This window comes from Streptomyces sp. TSRI0281, assembly GCF_001905125.1.
GTDB lineage: Bacteria > Actinomycetota > Actinomycetes > Streptomycetales > Streptomycetaceae > Streptomyces.
The window spans coordinates 122,798-137,649 of the sequence record NZ_LWLE01000037.1 but is presented as its reverse complement, the minus strand read 5'-3'; the positions used below and the strand labels follow the sequence as shown (position 1 = coordinate 137,649).

15 protein-coding genes and 1 tRNA gene are annotated in these 14,852 nt (G+C 68.8%); 9 read left to right on the top strand and 7 right to left on the bottom strand.

The window, feature by feature from the left end; translation table 11 throughout:
• The first annotated feature begins 40 nt into the window (after positions 1-40).
• On the top strand, positions 41-892 hold the full coding sequence (locus A6A29_RS39570) for a MurR/RpiR family transcriptional regulator (RefSeq protein ID WP_073728373.1): 852 nt from the start codon (positions 41-43) through the stop codon (positions 890-892).
• Positions 893-1,412: 520 nt separating this feature from the next.
• Here the strand turns inward: A6A29_RS39570 and A6A29_RS39560 are convergent.
• Positions 1,413-2,075, bottom strand: coding sequence for a GNAT family N-acetyltransferase (locus tag A6A29_RS39560; protein WP_073728369.1), 663 nt, complete (start codon positions 2,073-2,075; stop codon positions 1,413-1,415).
• Between the two features lie 144 nt (positions 2,076-2,219).
• Between A6A29_RS39560 and A6A29_RS39555 the strand changes: the two genes are divergently transcribed.
• On the top strand, positions 2,220-2,666 hold the full coding sequence (locus tag A6A29_RS39555) for a TIGR03618 family F420-dependent PPOX class oxidoreductase (protein ID WP_073728367.1): 447 nt from the start codon (positions 2,220-2,222) through the stop codon (positions 2,664-2,666).
• A 237-nt stretch (positions 2,667-2,903) separates the two neighbouring features.
• On the opposite strand, the gene A6A29_RS39550 is transcribed toward A6A29_RS39555, so the two are convergent.
• Complete coding sequence (locus A6A29_RS39550) at positions 2,904-4,304, bottom strand: lamin tail domain-containing protein (RefSeq protein WP_241838819.1); 1,401 nt, start codon at positions 4,302-4,304, stop codon at positions 2,904-2,906.
• A 348-nt stretch (positions 4,305-4,652) separates the two neighbouring features.
• Between A6A29_RS39550 and A6A29_RS39545 the strand changes: the two genes are divergently transcribed.
• Positions 4,653-5,774, top strand: coding sequence for a hypothetical protein (locus A6A29_RS39545; RefSeq protein ID WP_073728365.1), 1,122 nt, complete (start codon positions 4,653-4,655; stop codon positions 5,772-5,774).
• A 199-nt stretch (positions 5,775-5,973) separates the two neighbouring features.
• Here the strand turns inward: A6A29_RS39545 and A6A29_RS39540 are convergent, their stop codons facing one another.
• The gene (locus tag A6A29_RS39540) at positions 5,974-6,693 is read right to left on the bottom strand and encodes an ABC transporter permease (protein WP_073728363.1); all 720 of its coding nucleotides are present in this window, start codon (positions 6,691-6,693) and stop codon (positions 5,974-5,976) included.
• Positions 6,694-6,729: 36 nt separating this feature from the next.
• Complete coding sequence (locus A6A29_RS39535) at positions 6,730-7,614, bottom strand: ABC transporter ATP-binding protein (protein WP_073728361.1); 885 nt, start codon at positions 7,612-7,614, stop codon at positions 6,730-6,732.
• Between the two features lie 271 nt (positions 7,615-7,885).
• Here A6A29_RS39535 and A6A29_RS39530 point away from each other — a divergent pair, with 271 nt between their 5' ends.
• Both A6A29_RS39530 and A6A29_RS39525 read left to right on the top strand, forming a co-directional pair.
• Positions 7,886-9,019 (top strand): sensor histidine kinase, encoded by a 1,134-nt coding sequence (locus A6A29_RS39530; protein WP_073728359.1) that lies wholly within the window; start codon positions 7,886-7,888, stop codon positions 9,017-9,019.
• Positions 9,016-9,618 (top strand): response regulator transcription factor, encoded by a 603-nt coding sequence (locus A6A29_RS39525; RefSeq protein ID WP_073728357.1) that lies wholly within the window; start codon positions 9,016-9,018, stop codon positions 9,616-9,618. Before A6A29_RS39530 ends, A6A29_RS39525 begins: the two co-directional genes overlap by 4 nt.
• Before the next feature lie 216 nt (positions 9,619-9,834).
• Here the strand turns inward: A6A29_RS39525 and A6A29_RS39520 are convergent, their stop codons facing one another.
• A complete protein-coding gene (locus A6A29_RS39520; protein WP_073728355.1) occupies positions 9,835-10,284 on the bottom strand; it encodes a carboxymuconolactone decarboxylase family protein in 450 nt (149 codons plus the stop codon).
• A gap of 94 nt (positions 10,285-10,378) precedes the next feature.
• Here A6A29_RS39520 and A6A29_RS39515 point away from each other — a divergent pair, with 94 nt between their 5' ends.
• Positions 10,379-11,257, top strand: a complete 879-nt coding sequence (locus A6A29_RS39515; protein ID WP_073728353.1) for a sigma-70 family RNA polymerase sigma factor — start codon at positions 10,379-10,381, stop codon at positions 11,255-11,257.
• Positions 11,258-11,394: 137 nt separating this feature from the next.
• Here A6A29_RS39515 and A6A29_RS39510 read toward each other — a convergent pair whose 3' ends face one another.
• On the bottom strand, positions 11,395-12,246 hold the full coding sequence (locus A6A29_RS39510; protein ID WP_073728351.1) for a LysR substrate-binding domain-containing protein: 852 nt from the start codon (positions 12,244-12,246) through the stop codon (positions 11,395-11,397).
• 80 nt (positions 12,247-12,326) lie between these two features.
• Here A6A29_RS39510 and A6A29_RS39505 point away from each other — a divergent pair, with 80 nt between their 5' ends.
• Both A6A29_RS39505 and A6A29_RS39500 read left to right on the top strand, forming a co-directional pair.
• A complete protein-coding gene (locus tag A6A29_RS39505) occupies positions 12,327-12,851 on the top strand; it encodes a cupin domain-containing protein (RefSeq protein ID WP_073728349.1) in 525 nt (174 codons plus the stop codon).
• A 338-nt stretch (positions 12,852-13,189) separates the two neighbouring features.
• A tRNA-Ala gene (locus A6A29_RS39500) sits at positions 13,190-13,262 on the top strand.
• Between the two features lie 223 nt (positions 13,263-13,485).
• Here the strand turns inward: A6A29_RS39500 and A6A29_RS45620 are convergent.
• On the bottom strand, positions 13,486-14,214 hold the full coding sequence (locus A6A29_RS45620) for a TetR/AcrR family transcriptional regulator (RefSeq protein ID WP_073728347.1): 729 nt from the start codon (positions 14,212-14,214) through the stop codon (positions 13,486-13,488).
• A 104-nt stretch (positions 14,215-14,318) separates the two neighbouring features.
• Between A6A29_RS45620 and A6A29_RS39490 the strand changes: the two genes are divergently transcribed.
• A complete protein-coding gene (locus A6A29_RS39490) occupies positions 14,319-14,834 on the top strand; it encodes a hypothetical protein (protein WP_073728345.1) in 516 nt (171 codons plus the stop codon).
• The last annotated feature ends 18 nt before the right edge of the window (positions 14,835-14,852 follow it).

Sequence of the window (14,852 nt, the reverse complement as noted above, 5' to 3'; positions counted from 1 at the left end):
GGAACAGGTGAGGAATATAATTCCGCGCTACTCTAAGCACATGGAACAAAATTCCGCACCGGGATACAGTCTCACGTCCCACCTGCGTGCGAGGCTCCCGGAGCTCCGCGAGACCGAGGTCCGAGTCGCCCAAGTGATCCTCGACCAAGGCCCCGATCTCGTCGCGCTCAGCGTCAGCGATGTCGCCAAGCTCGCAGGCACCGCGTCCTCCTCCGTCGTCCGCGCGTGCCAGCGCCTGGGGTTCCGCGGCTACCAGGAGCTGAAGATCGCCGCCGCGCGACAGGTCCCCGCCCGCATCCCCGCACCCGACCTCGACGACCCCGCAACACGCGCCCTCAACGACACCCTGCGCGCCTCCCACGAAGCCCTCGACGGACTCACCACGACCCTTACCCCGGCGCAACTCCAGGCCGCAGCAGCCGCACTGAACGCCGCCCCCCATGTCGTCGTGACCGCCGCCGGGCTCTCCGCGGCCGTGGCCATCGACGCCGCCTACCGCCTGCGCGCCCTGGGCTGCGTCGTCGACGCCCCCACCGACCCCCTCACCGCCCAACTGGCTGCTGCCCAACTCCCCGCCGACGCCGTGTGCCTGGCGATCAGCCACACCGGCGCCACCCGCAGCACGGTCGACACCGCACGCCGCGCCCGTGAAGCCGGCGCCACCGTCGTCGCCATCACCAGCTACGCCCAATCCCCGCTGAGTGAAACCAGTACCCACACTCTCGTGGCAGGCGGGCAGGACCTCGTGTTCGGCCTGGAGACCACCGCCAGCCGCATCGCCCACCTCGCCGCTGTCGATGCCCTCACCCAGACCCTCATGGCCCAACGCGCCACGGCCGCCCAACGAGCTCTCGACCTCTCGGCGGACGTCACGGCCGACCACGCCTACTGACCTCACCGTTTCGATCGAGATGAGGTCGGAAGAGGGGAGGAACCACGAAAGCGCCTTCCTGAGCTGGGGCGATGGGCCTTGCCCAGGGGCTCTGTCGTCGCTGGAGCAAGGCACTTTCTCCGGAGCACGTTTGCTGGCGGACCTCGCCGGAGCGACCGGGCTGAGAGTGGCGTACTCCGCTGTGCTCCCAAGTGAAACAGCGAGGTTGGTCTCTTGCCTCCGAGGCGAAGCCGTGAAGGCAGAGGCCGGGAAGGACACCGAGCTCGGCACCGTGGTGAGCGGCTTCGTCCAGGGCGTGGGGTGCCGGCCGCAGATGGCTCTCGTGGTCGGGGCACCGCCCGGCTGCTCCACCCGGCGATGTAGCCACCAGGCCCGATCCCATGACAGATCGGTGGTCACCTCGGCGGCATGACGGCGCATGACCGTGCAGACGGTGCGAGCGCCATCGACGAGGTGCGGGCTGCGGAGCCACAGGATGCCCCCGCGTAGGTGGAGTCCGGCGAGATGGGGCCAGTAGTGACTATTCAGCTCGCTGGGCGGCATCCGAAGGCTCGTACCAGAGGCTCGCCATGGGGGAGTGCGTGGCCCAGCCCAGTGAGGTGTAGAGAGCCCGGCCCTCAGGTGTGCCGACCAGGAGGCCAGTCCTTGCGCCGGCCTCGTATGCGGTGCTCTGCAGTGTGCGCATCACCAGGCCGCCGAGGCCCCTGCGCCGGTGCTCGGCGGCGGTCTCCACTTGGTCGACCGCGACATGGGCGCCTCCCTGGGTGATCTGTCCACGGGCGGCGAAGTGCCCGGCGCGCGTGCGGACCAGTACTCGGCTGACGCCGCCACGGGTCCAACCGGTGAGCGTGTAACCGGCCGGCACCTCAGTGCGCTCCGGTATCAGGTGGCAGGTCATCAGGAATCCGGGGCTGTCGCACCGCCGGCCCGGACCGACCCAGGGCAGGACTGTCTGATCCTCGGCGAACAGCTTCAGCCACGTGCCGGGCGCGCTCGTCGCGGCGACGATCTTGCGCACATCGACCTCGGAGGGCTCCGGCAGCACGTGTCGCGCGACGTGCTTGGGCTGCCCGACGCCGATCGTCCACCCCCGCGGCTCGTCGATCGGGTCCGCGCTGCCGCGGGAGACGACCCAGCCGTTGATCCACATCCGCACGAGCTCGCTGATCCTGGTGTCCGGCATCGCCGCCCGCCCTCTGGATGGTAATAGGTGATACTGCGTAGTGAGCCTTACGTGACAGGGGTGGGCTTTGACCATAGGGGCAGAGCGGACGGAGGCCATGGCTTCCCTGGCCGTCCCGCCGATCATGGTTGGTAGCCTGCGAAGATGACTGCGACTTTCGACGAAGCTGTCCGTGCCCGGCTGCAAGCCCCTCACATCTGGTACGTCGGCACCGTGTTCGCCGACGGAGCGCCGCAGGTCAGCCCGATGTGGGTGGATCTTGAGGGGGAGGGGGAGCTGACGTTCAACACCTCCGTGGGCCGGGTGAAGGAGGAGAACCTGCGCCGCGACCCCCGCGTCTATCTCTCGCACGCGGACGCCACCGATCCCTTCGACCGAGTACAGATCAGTGGCGAGGTGGCCCGCTTCATCGAGGGCGAGGAGGCACAGGACCGCATGGACCGGCTGGCCCGGAAGTACCTGGGCAGCGAGCGGTTCGAATGGATCATGCCGGGGGAGCAGCGGGTCGCGGTGATCGTGCGCCCGGTCAAGGTGCGGCACATCGTCGGGGTGGAGCGGTTCCGGCCCGGCGGCCCCGTCCCGGCTTCCTGACCGGCTCCGCCGAGCGCCGCCCCCGCGCCCGGCTCGCCTTCCGTCGTGTGCGGCCAACCGAGCGGTCGGGGGCGTTGGGGGTACAGCCGCGGGTGCTGTTTGGGTCAGGTCTGCCGAGGGGCCGGACCCCGGAGGCGGGTGGCGACCGGGGTCCCTCTTCTCTGCTTGCCGGACTCCGGCGGATCATCCGCCGGAGTCCGGCCGGGGTCCATCGGCGCCAAGGCCGAGTGGCTGGTGTCAGGGGGTGCAGTTCAGGGTTCCGGCGCGCAGTGCGTGGCCCCCGTCGTTGCTGTCGTCGGACCAGATGACCGGTTTGCGGCCGCCCGTGCAGGTGGTGTGGGGGGCGATGGCGAAGCCCTCGTTGTTGTAGTCGGACATGCCGGCGGGGCGGTTGTAGGTGTGGGTGATGGCGAATTTGCCCTGGGCGTTGATGTCGAGGGTCGAGGTGCGGCCCTGGCAGGTGTCGTCGCAGACGGCCCACAGGTGTCCGGTGGCGGGCTCGAACTCCAGGTCCATCACGCCGGTGAAGCCGCTGGTGGCCGTGGCGATGCGGGTGTACCCGCCGCCGGACTGATTGAGGGCGTAGGCGTAGATGGTGCCGGTGGCCTCAACTCCGACGAAGAACAGGCCGTTGCCGTGGCCGGGGTATCCGGCCGGATCGTAGGTGGCGCCGGTGCGCTCGTCACGGAAGCCGTGCGCGGTCAGGAAGGTGTCCGGGACCCACGAGAGGGCTTCGGGGCCGGCGTTGGCCGGCAGGGAGGGCAGGTCGGAAGTGAGGTTCCACTCCTGGGTCGCGTTCAGCGAGGACGTCGTGGAAGAGGCGTCGAAGCGCAGGATCTTCGGCGCGCTGGTGGAGCCCTTGCTGTTGTCGCGCTCGGTGGCGACGAACATGCCGTCGGGGGTGACGACCACACCCTCGGCGTCAGGCTCGCCGCTGCCACCCGCATAGCGCAGGCTCTTGCCGGATGCCCAGCCGCCTGCCGGGTCGGGGCGCCACGTCGTACCGTTGGGGACCAGCCGGTACAGCTTGCTGGGGCCGTTCTGTACCGCCCAGAGCACGCCCGTGCTCTCGAAGGACAGTCCGCTGAGGTTCTCCCCGAACACGTTCGAGCCATCGGCGACGGTCACCGCCCCGTCACCCGGCCACGCGGCGTCGGAGCCGCCCCCGCCGCAGGCGTTCGCCGTGCCCTTGGTCGGGGCTGAAGTGGTGGTGAAGGCACCGGTGCCGTCCCCGCAACGCCCGAAGGTGGTGGTGGCGTGGTCGGTCCAGGTGTAGGAGTCCACCAGCGTGGAACCGTCCGCCTGGAACAACCTCGCGGAGTCCGAGCTGCCCAGGCCGAACGAGGAGTCGACGTCCAGGGCGAGGAAAGCACCCGGAGCGATCGACGTGTTCTTGCCGATCTTGTAGGAGTGGGAGTTGTCGTTGTCCTTGACGACCCATCCGGAGACATCGACTGCGACGGTTCCGGTGTTGACGAGCTCGACCCAGTCCCCCGGGCTGCCGCCGCTCGACTCGGTTTCGTTGATCCGCACCGTGGACCGGTCCTGCGCCGAGGCCGGAACGCCGGACAGGCCAAGGGTGAGGAAGGTCAGGGCGACGGCGGTGATGTGGGCTTGTCTACGCCAGTGGGTATGCAAGGTGGCCGGTCCTTTTCTTGAGGGGTCGGGCGGGCGGGGGAGCGTGTTCATGCTCCCGGCGAAGTGTGGGGCCTCCCGGCGACTATGTGCTGAACACGTCACGAACTGTTCGGGGTAACTCACAGAGCCGGCTTGGCCAGTTGGAGATCGGAGTCGTCCCCCTCTGACCGTGCTGCGGGACGCCGGGGACATACCCAGGTCTTGCGGTGTGCGCACCAGGTCCGGACATGCGGACGCGCCAATGTCGTACCGCCGGTGGCCGACGGTAGCCGTATTTTTGGGCGCACGTCCGGGTGTCTGATGTGTGCCGTAGGGTTCGCGGAGTTTCACCGCTCTCGGAGGTTTGGCGTGTCTGTTCGTGCCCGGCTCTGTGCCACCGTCCCCGCGCTCATGCCCGCGTCACAGGCCGGTCCGCCGGACATCGCAGGGCTGTCGGGGCACAGGATGCTTGTCCAGCGGAGCGACGACGAGATCGTGGCCCAGGCTCTGGACGATGCCTTCGCCGCACGCCCTGGGGCGAGGGTCTCCTTTCCCGCGCCCTGGCCGCGTCTCTACGGGACGTGGGAGGTGGCGCCGGACGCAAGTGTCGCTGTTTTCGCCGGGGTTCATGCCGTGCGGGCGGTGGAGCCGACGGGTGCGATGCGCTGGGAGGTTCGGCATGGATGCTGGAACGGCGCGTGCCGGGAGACGCACGAGTCGTACGGTGAGTACGCGGATCGCCAGGATCATCGGTACCCGGACGGTGGCTCGGTCGGTTTCTCGGCGGACGGCAGACTCGTCTGGGCGCACGTACGCGGCCCGTTGCCCGAGGGCGGGCCGAGCCCTGAAGCAGCCGACGAGTGGCTGGTGCTCGACGCCGAAGACGACCGAGTGCTCGCGCGGGTCAACGCCGAGGCCGCGGCGGTCGGCAGTCTTCACCTTGCCCACCCGACCGACCCGCATCAGATGGGGCTGAGCATCGGCGAAGGGCAGGACGGGGCACCCCTGCGCTGGGGCCGGTGGGACGGGGCAGAGGTGGACGTCGACTACGTGGAGGGCGATCTGTGCCTGCTGAGTGTGAGCCCCTCGGGTGAGCGGCTCATGACGGTCGCCCACGATCAGGACTCGCTCGCCGTTCGCGACTCCCACGGCGCCGTGGTGGAAGGGTTGGAGTGGGACGCGGGGGCAGTGGTTCCCAGGCACCCTGACGCTCCCTCGGGCGATGACGACGAGATGCTTGTCTGCTGGGATTGGGCAGGTGGGTTCGTCGACGAGAGGACCCTGATCGTCTCGACCGCCGAGAGCGACGAGGAGTGGGGCCGCGGCCGGCACTGGCTGGTCGACACCATGGGGACGCGCGGTCTCGTGCAGGTCACCTATCCTTCGCCGGTCCCCTGGCAGCCGACCGCGCTGGGCAACGGCGCCTGGTGGACTCCGTCCGAGTCCCGTGACGCCCTGCAGGTCTGGGAGCTCCACACTCCGGACGACTGACCTCGGGGGCCCATCGGCACCGTAAACCCTCTTCCCAGGCCCAGCTCTGTCCGGCCCGTCCCGGCCCGTTCCGTCCCGGAACAGATGTACCGGGACGGTGCGCCTCAGTGCGACTTCCCCCCAGGGCTCAGGGCTCAGGGCTCAGGCCCCCTCAGGACTCAGGACTCAGGGCACAGAAACTTCCCTGCGCTCAGTACGGTCATCGGCGCGGTTCCCAGCGGAAGAGGCGGGAGGCCAGCGCGACGGCGACGATGACCCAGCTCAGGGTGGGCAGCAGCAGAAACAGGGAGTCGGCGACAGGAACGCCGCCGTTCCAGGCGTTGAGGACCAGTTCGGTGGCCGAGCCGCCGGGGAGCAGCCGCTTGAGCAGGGTGAGTTCCCCGGTGCCGGTGATGGCCACCCAGTTGGAGACGGCGATGGCGCCGAGGCTGATGGGCAGCGTGGTCACCTGGGCGTGCTCGGGGGAGTTCGTCACTCCCGCCGTGGCCAGCGCCAGGCCGAGCATCATGATCACCGTTGAGAGGACCGCCGCCGCCAGGAGGAGAACGTTGGCCGGTCCGCCCGCGACCGCGGCCAGTACGGCGAGGATCGCGGTCGTCTGGATCAGCGCGAGGACCGTGACCGGGAGTATCAGCCCGGAGAGAATTCCGGCGTCGCCCGCCGGAGTGGAGCGCAGCCGCTTGAGGAAGAGGGTCTGACGGTGCGAGGCGAGCGTGGTCACCGCGGTGGTGTAGAGCCCGAACGCGCCCACGGTGAACATCACCACCGCCACGATGTATCCGAGGCTGCGCAGGTCCGCGATGGCTTCGTGCTTGTAGACGAAGTACGCGCAGGCCGCTACGGGAATGAGGAAACTGGTGACCAGAACCGGCCGGTTCCGGAAGATCTGGATCAGCTCGCTGAGAGCGATCGACAGCATGGTGCAGGTCCCTTTCTTGGGAAGTTCCGGGAGGGCCTATTCGCTGCCGATGGAGCGGAAGACGTCGTCGAGCCTCGTCGGTCCGGCTTGGAGTTCCCGTAGCTCTACCGCGTTGGTGTGCGCCCAACCGAGCAGGGTGTGGAGGTCCTTCTGCAGGCCGAAGGTCTCGATCAGGAACTTTCCGTCCAGCTCGCGCGTGGCCCGCAGCGGCAGTGCCGGCGCGGGGACCGGCAGGGAGAAGCGGATCGCGGCCGGCAAGGTCTGCGTCAGCTCGGTGACGGTCCCTTCCTGGTGGAAGGCGCCCTTGTGCATAAGCCCGATGCGATCGGCGCGCTGCTGCGCCTCTTCCAGATAGTGCGTGGTGAGCACGATGGTGGATCCGTCCTCGCGCAGTTTGTCCACGGCGTCCCAAAGGGCGTCCCGCGACGGGATGTCCAAGCCGGTGGTGGGCTCGTCCAGGAAGATCAGCTCCGGGTTCCCGTACACAGCGGTGGCGAAGTCCAGACGTCGCTTCTCACCGCCGGAGAGCTGGGACACCTGGACATCGGACTTCTGGGTGAGGTCGACGATGTCGAGTACGCGTTCGGCCCTGTCCGTACGCCGGGAGAGCTTTCCGATCAGCCGGACAGATTCCTTCACCGTCAGGTCCGGGGAGAACCCGCTCTCCTGCAGCATGATGCCCATCCGGGGCCGCACCGCGCGCCGGTCGAGGGGGCTCTGCCCGAAGACCCGTACGGTGCCCGAGGTGGCCGTACGGTGGCCTTCGACCGTCTCCAGGGTCGAGGTCTTTCCGGCCCCGTTCGTGCCGAGCAGCGCGTACAGCTCACCCTTCTCCACCTGGAAGGACAGGTCTTTCACGGCGTGGAAGTCGCCGTAGCTGAGGTTCAGACGTTTAACGTCGATGACTGGTGTCGAGGTCATGCGTCGATCTCAGCCGCCCTCGCGAGCGGCCGGCAGTGGCACGGTGTCAGCACTGCACCATGACATTCTTGAGGTGAAGGCATGACGCAGTGTCACTGGTGTCATCCGCCGAGCCGGAAGAATACTGCGTGGCAGACTCTGCTTTTCGATCCCGGAGAGAGCCGCACATGGACACCAGGCCCCCGCACAGTCCGGCGATCCCCTCACCCGGCCCGCGCACTCGGCAACTGGGCGGCGACCGGTGAGACCGGCCCAGCGAGCGGCGCACGAGATGTTCGAGCACAGCGGGACGACGCAGGGACGGCTGCGCAGATGGAACCTCATCGCGTTCGTCCCGCCGCTCGCCGCCGTAGGGGCGATGCTGGTGGCGATCGACGCCCGGAACTGGTGGGACGCCGCGGTCCTCACCCTGAGCGTGATAGCGGCCATGGTGGTCGTCGAGCGGTGGACAGCGAGCGACACCTCCCGCGTCGCGCTCCACTGCCTGATCATCACCGCGGCCGTGTGGCCGTTCGGAGTGCTGGTGGCCGACAGTCACACCGCGTTCTACGGAATTCTGATCGTGGGCCCCTACCTCCTCTCTCAGCTGCCCCGTCACCGAGGCGTGGCAGCCCTGGCACTCATCACGTTCGTCGCCGCGGTGGGCACCGCGAAGCTGCTCGAATCGCAGGACGATGTTCCCGGCGTTCTGATCCGGTACGTCGTCGTCCCCACGGGCGCCACAGCGTTGGCGACCGGCCTCATGCTCGCCAACCAGCTGTTCTACAAGATCATGGAGCAGTCACGGGAACGCGAAGCGGAACTGGCCGTCATCCGGGAGCGCATTCGGTTCGCCAGTGATCTGCACGATATCCAGGGCCACACACTGCATGTGGTGAAGCTGAAGATCATGCTGGCCGAGAAGCTGCTGCGCAGCGACATCGGGCGCGTGGAGGACGAACTGCGGGAGGTGCGTGCCCTGGTCAGCGACACCATCACCCGGACCAAGGAGCTCGCCTACGCGCAGCGGCGGCTCAACCTGTCCGTGGAGCTGGAGAACGCGAAGAACCTCTTCGAAGCCGCGGACATCCGCGTACGCGTCCACCGCGGAGCCGACGTCGATGAGAGCGTCAACGGACTGCTCGGCCAGGTCCTCCGCGAGACGACGACCAATATCCTGCGCCACGCGCAAGCCACGCGGGTGGGGATCACCCTCTCGGAGTCGGGCATCACCATCGTCAACGACGGCGCGGGGGCGGCTCCCCTTCCAGCGCTCAGCGGACTGGCCACCCTCAAGGAACGAGTGAGCGACAACGGAGGGGAGCTGACGGTGGAGCAGGAGAACGGGAACTTCCGCACGGCTGCGGCGTTTCCGCACCTCCGCTCGGCGACGATGCCCTCCGCGGCACGGGAGGACGGTCGATGACCACCGTGGTGCTCGCCGACGACGAGGCCCTTCTCCGCAGAGCGCTGGCGTCGTTGCTGACCCTCGAAGGCGAGATCACTGTGCTCGCCGAAGCGCAGGACGGCGAATCGGCCGTCCGGGCCACACTGCGACACCGGCCCGACGTGCTGGTCATCGACTTGGAGATGCCCGGTCTGGATGGACTCGGCGCGGTCGCAGAGATCCGCCGTGCGCGGCCGGACCAGGTGATCCTCATGGTGACCCGCCATGCCAGACCGGGGGTGCTGCGCAAAGCCCTGAAACTCGGAGTCCAGGGATTCGTCAGCAAGTCGGCAGAACCCGCGCACATCACGGAGGTCATCAACACTCTGCACGAGGGCAAGCGTTGGATCGACCCGGACGTCTCCGCGCTCGCCGTCGTCGACGACTGCCCACTCACCGACCGGGAGATCGACGTCCTGAGGGAGACCGGTGGCGGGTACTCCGTCGCCGACATCGCCACCCGCCTCCATTTGGCGCCAGGCACCGTACGGAACTACCTCTCGAACGCCATGCAGAAGACCCAGACACGGACCCGGCACGAAGCGGCGCGCTACGCGCGTGAACACGACTGGCTGTAGGGGCGGCCGGGGCCGGAGCCGACACGGTTACGTCGAGTGTGTGCGCTGCGAGCTGCGAACCGGTCGCCGCGTGGGCGCCCGGACAACCCGCGGCAAGCGCTCATACTGCGACACAGGGGTGTCGGACGAGGAATGGACAAGGCCGGTGGATCGGGCGGGGCGTCATCCCTTGGCGTTGGGAAGGCACGGTCTCCGAGGGATGACGCCCCGCCCGGCTCACCAGGTCTTGCCGGCCTGCTCCCGGACCGTGCGGTTGATCCGGTTGAAGAAGTTGGTCATCGCTACCTCCAGGAGGATCGCGCCCAGTTGTTCCTCGCTGAAGTGGTCGGCGGCGGCGTCCCAGATCTCGTCGGTCACACCCGGTGCGCCGTCCTGGAGCCGGGTGGCGGCCTCGGTCAGGGCGAGGGCAGCCCGCTCCGCATCGGTGTAGAAGGGCGTCTCGCGCCACGCGACCACGTTGTGCAGCCGCTCCTCCGTCTCACCGGCCTTCTTCGCCGACCCGATCGAGGCGAAAACGCACGGGCTGCAGCCGTTGATCTGGCTGGCGCGCAGGTGGATCAGGGACAGCAGGTGATGGTTTACGCCCCCCGCGTGAACCGCCTTGTAGAGGTGCTGGATCGCTGTGATCACATCGGGACTGGCCGGGCTCTTCACACGTGCTTCCATCGGTCCTGTTCCTCCATCGGTGGTTCATCGGTTACCTGCGCCCCTTCGGGCCCGTCATCACCCATGACGGAGCAGAGCCGAGGAAGGTAACAACATGTCCGACACCAGCCAGACGGACCCGGTGGCCGAGGCGTTCGAGGCCCAGCGCGACCGGCTGCGCGCGGTCGCCCACCGCATGCTCGGATCGCACGCCGATGCCGAGGACGTGGTCCAGGAGGCCTGGCTGCGCCTCTCCCGCCAGGACACGGCGACCATCCACAACCTCGCCGGATGGCTGACCACGGTGGTCGGCCGGATCAGTCTCGATGTTCTGCGATCGCGGCAGGCCCGCCCGGAGGCGTCCTACGACGACGGTCTGTCCGAGCTCGTGGTGACGCTCGACGACAGTCCCGCTCCCGAGGACGACGCGGTGCTCGCCGACTCGGTCGGGCTCGCGCTCCTCGTCGTTCTGAAGTCGCTCGGGCCGAGCGAGCGGCTGGCGTTCGTGCTGCACGACCTGTTCGCGGTGCCGTTCGACGAGATCGGCCGGATCCTCGGCAAGTCCACCGGCGCCACCAAGATGCTCGCCAGCCGCGCCCGCAGGAAGGTACGGGCGAGCGAGCGACCGGCCGCCGTCGGACGGGAGCGGCGAGAGGTGGTCCAGGCATTCCTGACAGCGGCTCGCCACGGCGACTTCGAGGAGCTGCTGCGGCTACTCGACCCCGAGGTGAAACTGACCGTCGACACCCCGTCCGGCGTGGTCGTCACCCTCGGCGCCACCAAGGTCGCAGCCGGCGCGCAACTCTCCGCCCGCGCAGCCACGCAGGGGCGGCCGGTGCTCGTCAACGGCCTCCCGGGAGTCGTTTCCTGGCGCGAGGACGGCACCCCGCTCTCGGTCCTCGCGTTCACCGTCGTCGACGGCCGGATCACCGGCATGAAGGTCGTGATCGACCCGGCCAAGCTCGCGCTGATGGACCTGCCGGATCCGGCGTGAGCGGGACCAGTAGCCGCCCCCGGCCCTCCAGCGCCAGTGAACCAGGGGTGCCTCCCCGGACGTGCGGCTGGACCGAGTGGAGGATTCAGGTGCTCGGGCGGGAGAGCGGTTCGAACCGGTGCGTCGCGGTGAGGCGTTCAGGCGTGATAAGCGGTGATCGCGATCTGGGCGAACGAGCGGATCAGGGGATTCGTTTCGCCCTTGTTCCATGCCGCTACCACCCGGCTCGGCTCCATGTCGATCAGCGGGACCACGGTGAGCCCCCGCGCCGGCTGGTGGGCCAGGAGCGTCATGCCGACCGTGCCGTTCCAGAGAACGGCTTGCCGGCATTCCTGGACGGCGCGCACCACCGGGCCCTCGCGGGCTTCTCCGCCGTTCCAGTACGCCTGCCAGAGGGGATCAGTGCCCTGCGGGAAAACGAACCAGCGGCGATCGGCCAGGTCGGCCAGCTTCAGTCGGTCGCGGCGGGCCAGCGGATCGTCGGCGCGCAGCAGCGCTCCCACCGGGTCGGCGCGCAACTCATGAACGGTCAGGCCGGTCTCGTCGAACGGCCCGCGGGTCAGGGCAACGTCGACCACGCCGGCGTGCAGCCCGCAGGTGGGGTCGGTCAGGTCGGTCTCGCGGATGCGGACCTCGACGCGTGGATGCCGACGGTGGAAGGCGGCGGCCAGCCGGGTTGCGCCCGGATCGGTACTGTCACCAAGAATGCCCACGGAAATGATCGCGGCTCCGGCCGCCGCGGCCACGCGTACACGTACCTGGTCGGCCCGGTCGAGCAGGGCGCGCGCTTCATCCAGCAGTACCGCTCCCACCGGAGTCAGCGTGACACCGACGGACGATCGGTCGAGCAGCGTGGCGCCGACCTCGGTCTCCAGCTGTTTGATCGCCCGGCTCAGGGGCGGCTGACTCATGTGCAGCCGGGTGGCGGCCCGGCCGAAGTGGAGTTCCTCGGCGACCGCCACGAAGTAGCGCAGCGTACGTAGCTCCATGGTGCAACGATACCCGGACGGTATCGACGTCCGGGAACAGGTCTTGGACAGTCGCAGCGCCCTGGCGGTGGAATCGACGCATGACTGACGAACCGCTGACCAGTGAGCCACTGACCGACCCCGACGTATCGGTGGTCGGTCCGGGCGACGGCGAGACGATCCTCCTGGGCACCACGCGACTGCGCGTCCTCGAAGACGGCAGCAACACCGGGCACCGCCTCGGGCTCGTGGAGTCCGTCCTCGCGCCGCACACGCCCGGACCGCCGCAACACCGTCATGCCCAGCACGACGAGGGTTTCTTCATCATCTCCGGCACGGTGCGGTTCACGGTCGGTGACAAGGACCACGACGCCTCGGAGGGCACGTTCGTGCTGGTCCCGCCCGGAGCCCCGCACACGTTCGCCAACACCACCGACCGACCGGCCGTCATGCTCAGCATTTTCACGCCCGACCTGTATGTGCAGTACTTCCGCGACCTGCGGGACACGATCGCCGACGGCCGGACCATGACCCCACAGGCGACCGTCCGGACGATGAGCCGTTACGCCACCGAGCCCGCCACCGATTTCACCGAGGGGCCGGAAGGACAACGCGACCATGGCTGACGCCGCCGAATGCGTACAGCCGAGGCGGCTCCTGTCTTTGAACGTCCGTGCCGCAGAGGCACATGCGCGGCCCGACGCCGGATCGCCCTCAACCTCACGCTCATCGGCGCCGGGGCCGTGGCCATCTGGCTGGCGACGACGTGGCTGTGAGGTCGGGCCCGAGCAGTGATCGGTGAGTTCGCACTGCGAGCGCGGGCCAGGCGCGCGCCGTTGGCGAGCAGGAGCAGTGGTGCCCGCTGATCAATCCGACCGTTCACGGTGCGCACTCTCGTGTGCGGCCTTCAGTGGTCCGGTCGCCGGGATGCGCAGTGGGTGGTCTGTAAGATCATGGGCGGGGTGGGGCTGTAGCGCAGTGGCCGTCGCGCCTCTACCGCATGGAGGAGGACACCGGTTCGAATCCGGTCGGTCCCATCCCGCCCTGACGAGAACGGCCTTGATCCCGGTCCACTGGGCCGGGATCAAGCAATCGGTTTCCCGGACACGTTCGTGTCAGGGCCCTTCGCCGCCAAGTCAGCGCGGGCGGAAGCGCGTTGTCCGGGGCGGAACTGACGGTCCGAGCTGCGGCGCCCTTGCGAGGCACCCCGAGCTGGTGGACGTCGTCGTGAGCATTCGAGCGCACCGTCGGCCGCGACGCTCACATCATGGTTTCCACTCCCGCGATGAGCATGGTCAGGACCGATTCGAACAGGACGTCCGGGGGCTCACTCTCGGATTCGGCTGCGACCCGTCGCAGGTGCGGGAGTTCTCCGGGTGCCGGGTTCGGTGGCACGCCGGTCCATCCGGCCGGGTCCGAACCGGGCGGCGGCCGGTCGTGCCAGGCGTCCCAGATCTCTGCGAACCCGGAGACCTGAAGGATGGTGATCGACCAGGCCCGGGAAGCGTTCTGCGGAGACAGGCCGAGGTCGAGGAAGAACCCCACGAGGATGTCGTCGGGCCGCAGCAGATCGGCGGACGCGAACGGGGTCAGGTCCTCGGCGCGGGCGAGCGCCAGCATTCCCGGGTGCCCGCGGTACCAGGCACGCAGTTCCCGGCAGTAGGTCCGCAAGCTCTCCTGCCAGCGGTCGGCGTCCAGCCGGGGGTGTGGCCGGTCCCTCTGGCAGAGGGCCACGACCTCCCCGAGCAGATCGCGCCGATCGGCCACGTAGTTGTAGAGCGCCCGCGGCGATACGTCGAGGCGCGCACCGACGGCGCGCATCGTCAGCTCCGCCGGGCCCGCCTCACCCAGGATCTCCAGGGCCGCACGGGCGATCCTCTCCCTGGTCAGAGTGGGCCGGCCCTTGCGGAACTCCGGGCGTCTCCGGCCGCCGGCCGCACGCTCGCCCCGGGGTGCCGCGACCGGCCCGACGCCATCTGTTGTTGCCACGCCGGCATCGTAACGACCTTTGAACTTCACAGTGCGTTGACTTTAAGGGCGATAGGGAGTTAGGTCAGCCTTACTGAAATGTGGGGATGCTTCGGGAGGTTGACATGCCGTGGTCGCCGGTCCTTGGGTACGGCCTCGGCTACGGGCTGGCGCTCAGTGTGCTGTTCACCGCCGCGGTGTTCGCCGGAGCGGCCATGAGCAGGGACTTTCTGCTGAACGACTATCCGCCCGCGATCCAGCGCCGGTACGGCCGGCCCAAGAGCGCTCGCGGCCACCGGGTAGCGACGCTCTTCGGCGTGTTCATCTGGGCCGTCTGCGGCCTTCCGCTGATGATCGCGGCGATGATGGGCCTCGACGGTGCGCTGGACGACGGCCTGGAGTTCCTGCCCGCGGCTGTCTGCGCGGCCCTCGTCTTCACCACGTTGACTGTCTGGGACCTGGTCGTCCTCGACTGGATCATCCTCGCGGGGCTGCGCCCCCGCCTGCTGCTCCTTCCCGGCACCGAGGACATGGCGGAGTACGGCGACCTGCGATTCCACCTCGGCGCCGCCCTCAAAGGCAGTCCACTCATCGTCGTCGTGGGCCTGCTCGCCGGAGGCATCGCCGCCATGGTCGCCTGAAGCAGCAGCGGCGCCAGG

Excerpts from the sequence above, each read along its gene's own strand:
- A6A29_RS39570 (WP_073728373.1), top strand. The coding sequence starts at position 41 with ATGGAACAAAATTCCGCACCGGGATACAGTCTCACGTCCCACCTGCGT.
- A6A29_RS39560 (WP_073728369.1), bottom strand. The coding sequence starts at position 2,075 with ATGCCGGACACCAGGATCAGCGAGCTCGTGCGGATGTGGATCAACGGC.
- A6A29_RS39555 (WP_073728367.1), top strand. The coding sequence starts at position 2,220 with ATGACTGCGACTTTCGACGAAGCTGTCCGTGCCCGGCTGCAAGCCCCT.
- A6A29_RS39540 (WP_073728363.1), bottom strand. The coding sequence starts at position 6,693 with ATGCTGTCGATCGCTCTCAGCGAGCTGATCCAGATCTTCCGGAACCGG.
- A6A29_RS39535 (WP_073728361.1), bottom strand. The coding sequence starts at position 7,614 with ATGACCTCGACACCAGTCATCGACGTTAAACGTCTGAACCTCAGCTAC.
- A6A29_RS39530 (WP_073728359.1), top strand. The coding sequence starts at position 7,886 with ATGTTCGAGCACAGCGGGACGACGCAGGGACGGCTGCGCAGATGGAAC.
- A6A29_RS39525 (WP_073728357.1), top strand. The coding sequence starts at position 9,016 with ATGACCACCGTGGTGCTCGCCGACGACGAGGCCCTTCTCCGCAGAGCG.
- A6A29_RS39520 (WP_073728355.1), bottom strand. The coding sequence starts at position 10,284 with ATGGAAGCACGTGTGAAGAGCCCGGCCAGTCCCGATGTGATCACAGCG.
- A6A29_RS39515 (WP_073728353.1), top strand. The coding sequence starts at position 10,379 with ATGTCCGACACCAGCCAGACGGACCCGGTGGCCGAGGCGTTCGAGGCC.
- A6A29_RS39510 (WP_073728351.1), bottom strand. The coding sequence starts at position 12,246 with ATGGAGCTACGTACGCTGCGCTACTTCGTGGCGGTCGCCGAGGAACTC.
- A6A29_RS39505 (WP_073728349.1), top strand. The coding sequence starts at position 12,327 with ATGACTGACGAACCGCTGACCAGTGAGCCACTGACCGACCCCGACGTA.
- A6A29_RS39490 (WP_073728345.1), top strand. The coding sequence starts at position 14,319 with ATGCCGTGGTCGCCGGTCCTTGGGTACGGCCTCGGCTACGGGCTGGCG.